The sequence below is a fragment of the Rhodopirellula sp. UBA1907 genome (genome assembly GCF_002337565.1).
Lineage (GTDB): Bacteria > Planctomycetota > Planctomycetia > Pirellulales > Pirellulaceae > Rhodopirellula > Rhodopirellula europaea.
Window position 1 is genome coordinate 1 of the sequence record NZ_DDGH01000001.1, and the last position, 277, is coordinate 277.

The following is a 277-nucleotide window of genomic DNA, read 5'->3' on the forward strand; positions in this document are numbered from 1 at the left end:
GTGATCGCAACCAACAAGACGTTCGCAACCCTCGATGACGTTGTCGTTCGTATCGGCGACTCAATCGCAATCCGTCGATCGGCCGCCGATGACTTGCTCACGTCTGTCGTCGGCATCGAACACTGCGACCCTTGGACGCCCGAACGCATTTTTGCATTCCTTGTACCCGATGGCATTACGAAATCTGACGTTCCGATCGGTTCTCAAATCTGGTCGGTCGACCCCTAACGCACCGGCGCACAACAGGGTTTTTGCGCTGAGTCCCTTCGGGCACACC

The 277-nt window shown here is 56.7% G+C and carries 1 protein-coding gene; it reads left to right on the plus strand.

Annotated elements, in window-relative coordinates:
* Window positions 1-228, plus strand: a 228-nt coding sequence (locus tag B2R17_RS00005; protein ID WP_286762334.1) for a hypothetical protein, incomplete at its 5' end; no start/stop codon positions are given.
* Window positions 229-277: the final 49 nt, after the last annotated feature.